The sequence below is a fragment of the Vibrio sp. 10N.222.52.C3 genome, assembly GCF_041474195.1.
GTDB lineage: Bacteria > Pseudomonadota > Gammaproteobacteria > Enterobacterales > Vibrionaceae > Vibrio > Vibrio crassostreae_C.
In genome coordinates, this window is record NZ_JBFRTQ010000187.1 from 1,885 (window position 1) to 6,137 (window position 4,253).

8 protein-coding genes are annotated in these 4,253 nt (G+C 44.8%); all 8 read right to left on the bottom strand.

The window, feature by feature from the left end; translation table 11 throughout:
* On the bottom strand, positions 1-409 hold a 409-nt coding region (rpsC, locus tag AB4517_RS21680; protein WP_372149927.1), incomplete at its 3' end, for a 30S ribosomal protein S3.
* 18 nt (positions 410-427) lie between these two features.
* Entirely contained in the window at positions 428-760 is a 333-nt protein-coding gene (gene rplV / locus AB4517_RS21685) for a 50S ribosomal protein L22 (RefSeq protein ID WP_004736732.1), read from the bottom strand.
* 10 nt (positions 761-770) lie between these two features.
* Positions 771-1,049: a 30S ribosomal protein S19 gene (gene rpsS / locus AB4517_RS21690; protein WP_004736729.1), complete on the bottom strand. Its 279-nt coding sequence runs from the start codon at positions 1,047-1,049 to the stop codon at positions 771-773.
* Positions 1,050-1,068: 19 nt separating this feature from the next.
* Positions 1,069-1,893, bottom strand: coding sequence for a 50S ribosomal protein L2 (gene rplB / locus AB4517_RS21695; protein WP_010435149.1), 825 nt, complete (start codon positions 1,891-1,893; stop codon positions 1,069-1,071).
* Between the two features lie 14 nt (positions 1,894-1,907).
* A complete protein-coding gene (gene rplW, locus AB4517_RS21700; protein ID WP_004736765.1) occupies positions 1,908-2,210 on the bottom strand; it encodes a 50S ribosomal protein L23 in 303 nt (100 codons plus the stop codon).
* Positions 2,207-2,809, bottom strand: coding sequence for a 50S ribosomal protein L4 (gene rplD, locus AB4517_RS21705; protein ID WP_004738803.1), 603 nt, complete (start codon positions 2,807-2,809; stop codon positions 2,207-2,209). Before rplD ends, rplW begins: the two co-directional genes overlap by 4 nt.
* 16 nt (positions 2,810-2,825) lie before the next feature.
* Positions 2,826-3,455 carry a 50S ribosomal protein L3 gene (rplC, locus tag AB4517_RS21710; protein ID WP_004736763.1) on the bottom strand — a complete coding sequence of 210 codons (630 nt, stop codon included), beginning with the start codon at positions 3,453-3,455 and terminating at the stop codon, positions 2,826-2,828.
* Positions 3,456-3,469: 14 nt separating this feature from the next.
* A complete protein-coding gene (rpsJ, locus tag AB4517_RS21715; protein WP_004736761.1) occupies positions 3,470-3,781 on the bottom strand; it encodes a 30S ribosomal protein S10 in 312 nt (103 codons plus the stop codon).
* Between the last annotated feature and the right edge of the window lie 472 nt (positions 3,782-4,253).

Consider the following 4,253-nt stretch of genomic DNA (forward strand, 5'->3'; position numbering starts at 1 on the left):
CACGCTTCATTGCACGACGGAACATAACACGACGCTCTAGTTGAGACGCGATGCTATCAGCTACAAGCTGACCATCTAGCTCAGGCTTACGTACTTCAGCGATGTTAATTTGCGCTGGTACACCTGCGATTTTAGCTACAGCTGCGCGTAGCTTCTCTACGTCTTCACCTTTCTTACCGATAACAACGCCAGGACGAGCAGTGTGAATAGTCACACGGATGCTCTTAGCTGGACGCTCGATAACGATACGAGATAATGATGCTTTTTGTAGTTCCTTTGTAAGGAACTGACGTACCTTGAAGTCGCCGTCTAGGTTGTCAGCGAATTCGTTGGTATTAGCAAACCATGTAGCATTCCAAGGCTTAACGATGCCAAGACGAATACCATTAGGATGTACTTTCTGACCCATTGCTTACTCTCCTAGTCTTTAGCGATCTGCTACAACAATAGTGATGTGGCTTGAACGCTTCAAGATACGATCCGCACGACCTTTAGCACGAGGCATAATACGCTTCATGATAGGGCCCTCATCTACGAAGATTTTAGCGACATTTAGATCGTCGATATCTGCACCTTCGTTATGTTCCGCGTTAGCGATAGCTGACTCAAGAACCTTCTTAACTAATACAGCAGCTTTTTTGTTGCTGAAAGTTAGAATTTCTAGAGCTTGGTCTACCGACTTACCGCGAATTTGGTCTGCAACTAAGCGAGCTTTCTGTGGAGAAATACGAGCAAAGTTATGTTTAGCTAAAGCTTCCATCATCTACTCCTTATTTCTTCTTAGCTTTCTTATCTGCAGCATGACCGCGATAAGTACGAGTTGGTGCAAATTCGCCCAGTTTGTGACCGATCATTTCTTCGGTAACGAAAACTGGAACGTGCTGACGACCATTATGGACAGCGATGGTCAAACCAATCATTGTTGGGATGATCATTGAGCGACGGGACCAAGTCTTAATAGGCTTTTTGTCTCCGCTTTCCACCGCTTTCTCTACCTTCTTCAGCAAGTGTAGGTCAATAAAAGGACCTTTCTTGAGAGAACGTGGCATGGCGATTCCTCTTTATAAATTATTTAGTGCGACGACGTACGATGTACTTGTCAGTGCGCTTGTTCTTACGAGTCTTGAAGCCCTTAGTAGGAACGCCCCAAGGAGAAACTGGGTGACGACCACCAGATGTGCGGCCTTCACCACCACCATGTGGGTGATCCACCGGGTTCATTACTACACCACGTACGGTTGGACGTACGCCGCGCCAGCGTGAAGCACCAGCTTTACCAAGTTCACGTAGCATATGCTCAGAGTTACCAACTTCACCGATCGTTGCACGACCTTCAGAAAGAACTTTGCGCATCTCACCAGAACGTAGACGGATAGTTACGTATGCACCATCGCGAGCGATGATTTGAGCATAAGCACCAGCCGAACGAGCTAGTTGAGCACCTTTACCAGGCTTAAGTTCAACACAGTGTACAGTAGAACCTACTGGGATGTTGCGCATCGGCAGAGTGTTACCTGCTTTGATTGCAGCATCTACGCCAGATTGAATCTGGTCGCCTGCGTTAACACCTTTAGGTGCAATGATGTAACGACGCTCACCGTCTGCGTACAGAACTAGAGCGATGTTAGCACTACGGTTTGGATCGTATTCTAGACGCTCAACTTTCGCTGGGATGCCATCTTTAGTACGTTTGAAGTCAATTACACGGTAATGGTGCTTATGACCACCACCGATGTGACGTACTGTAATACGACCGTTGTTGTTACGACCACCGTTCTTAGAGTTTTTCTCTAGAAGTGGTGCGTATGGCTTACCCTTGTGTAGGTCAGCGTTAACAACTTTAACGACGTGACGACGACCAGGGGAAGTCGGCTTACATTTAACAATAGCCATTTTTACTACTCCTGTTATTCCGCGCCGCCAACGAAGTCAAGATCTTGACCTTCTTTCAAAGTAACGTAGGCTTTCTTAACGTCTGAACGACGGCCTTCACGCATACCTTGACGTTTGGTCTTACCCTTTAATACAAGAGTATTTACAGACTTAACTTCAACTTCAAATAGCTTTTCTACAGCTGCTTTGATCTCTTTCTTAGTTGCATCTTTAGCTACTTTGAAAACGATAGTGTTCGCTTTCTCAGCTGCCATAGTTGCTTTTTCAGAGATGTGCGGAGCACGTAGAACTTTTAAGATACGCTCTTCAGTGATCATGCTAGCATCTCCTCAACTTGCTTAACTGCGTCAGCAGTCATTAGAACCTTGTCGAAAGCGATTAGTGATACTGGATCAACACCAGCAACATCACGTGCATCTACTTTGTATAGGTTACGAGCAGCTAAGAATAGATTTTCATCTACTTCGCCAGTCACAATCAGAACGTCGCTTAGCTCAAGCTCTTTAAGCTTAGCTACAAGTTCTTTTGTTTTTGGTGCTTCTACAGAGAAGTTATCAACAACGATTAAACGCTCTTGACGAACTAGCTCAGAAAGAATGCTCTTCATAGCACCGCGGTACATTTTTTTGTTTACTTTTTGGCTGTGATCTTGTGGTTTCGCAGCAAAAGTAACACCACCTGTACGCCAGATTGGGCTACGAATTGTACCAGCACGTGCGCGGCCAGTACCTTTTTGACGCCATGGCTTAGCGCCACCGCCAGATACTTCAGAACGAGTCTTTTGAGCACGAGTACCTTGACGAGCACCTGCTGCATATGCAACAACTACTTGGTGTACAAGAGCTTCGTTGAAGTCACGTCCGAAAGTAGTCTCGGAAACAGTTAGTGCATCAGCACCTTTAACCATCAATTCCATTACTTACTCCTAGACGTTATGCTTTAACAGCAGGTTTTACGATCACGTTTCCGCCTGTTGAGCCCGGTACTGCACCTTTAATAAGGAGTAGATTGCGCTCAGCGTCAACACGTACGATCTCTAGGTTTTGAGTCGTTACACGCTCAGCACCCATGTGACCTGCCATTTTCTTGCCTTTAAACACGCGGCCTGGAGTTTGACATTGGCCAATTGAACCCGGTGCGCGGTGAGACAAAGAGTTACCGTGAGTCATATCTTGAGTAGAGAAGTTCCAACGCTTGATAGCGCCTTGGAAGCCTTTACCTTTAGATGTACCAGTAACGTCTACTTTTTTAATTTCGTTGAAAAGTTCTACGTTTAGCTCAGCGCCAACTTCAAACTCTTCGCCGTTTTCTAAACGGAATTCCCAAAGACCGCGACCTGCTTCTACACCCGCTTTCGCGAAGTGACCAGCTTCAGGTTTAGTTACACGGTTAGCTTTCTTAGCACCAGTAGTTACTTGGATTGCTGCGTAGCCGTCTGTCTCAAGAGTTTTAACTTGAGAAATACGGTTCGCTTCAACCTCAACAACAGTTACTGGGATAGAAACGCCTTCTTCAGTAAATACGCGGGTCATACCCACTTTACGTCCGACTAGACCAATCATTATTCTTATCTCCCTTAACCTAGGCTGATTTGAACATCAACGCCAGCTGCAAGATCAAGACGCATTAGAGCATCAACAGTTTTATCTGTTGGCTCAACGATGTCGATCAAACGCTTGTGAGTACGGATTTCGTACTGATCACGTGCATCTTTGTTGACGTGTGGAGAGGTAAGAACAGTGAAACGCTCTTTACGAGTAGGAAGTGGAATAGGACCACGAACCTGTGCGCCAGTACGTTTTGCTGTTTCAACGATTTCCGCAGTTGAAGCATCGATTAGCTTGTAATCAAACGCTTTAAGGCGGATACGAATACGTTGGTTCTGCATGAGACAGAGCTCCAATTATTAAAAATTACACAAACAATATCGCCACTCAAACCCGATAAAACGAGAGAATGCCGATTGATTTATGTGAAACCGTAGCACCCAAAATTAGGACGCATTGTCAGTTAACTTTTGAAGTAAACAAGAAGTTTACTATTTTTATTAACCGCGAACATAAGCTGAGTATACATTACTAGGTAAGACCTACTCCTCAGTGCTCATTGGTTCACAACCAGCGTTAGCCAGTGCGATGCATTATACAGATCACACTTTAGTATGCAAGTAGTGTTGGAAAAATAATCGCAATTTATTGGAAGTTGGTTTTGTATCGAGAGGGAAGAAGATAGATGGAAGGTAATATTTCTTTTGAGAAAACAAAAGGGAAGCCGAAGCTCCCCTTTTCAGATGCGTGCTCTTCTAATGAAGAGAGTGCAAAAATCTAAATGCTATTAAGCGAAGATTTTAGCTACAACAC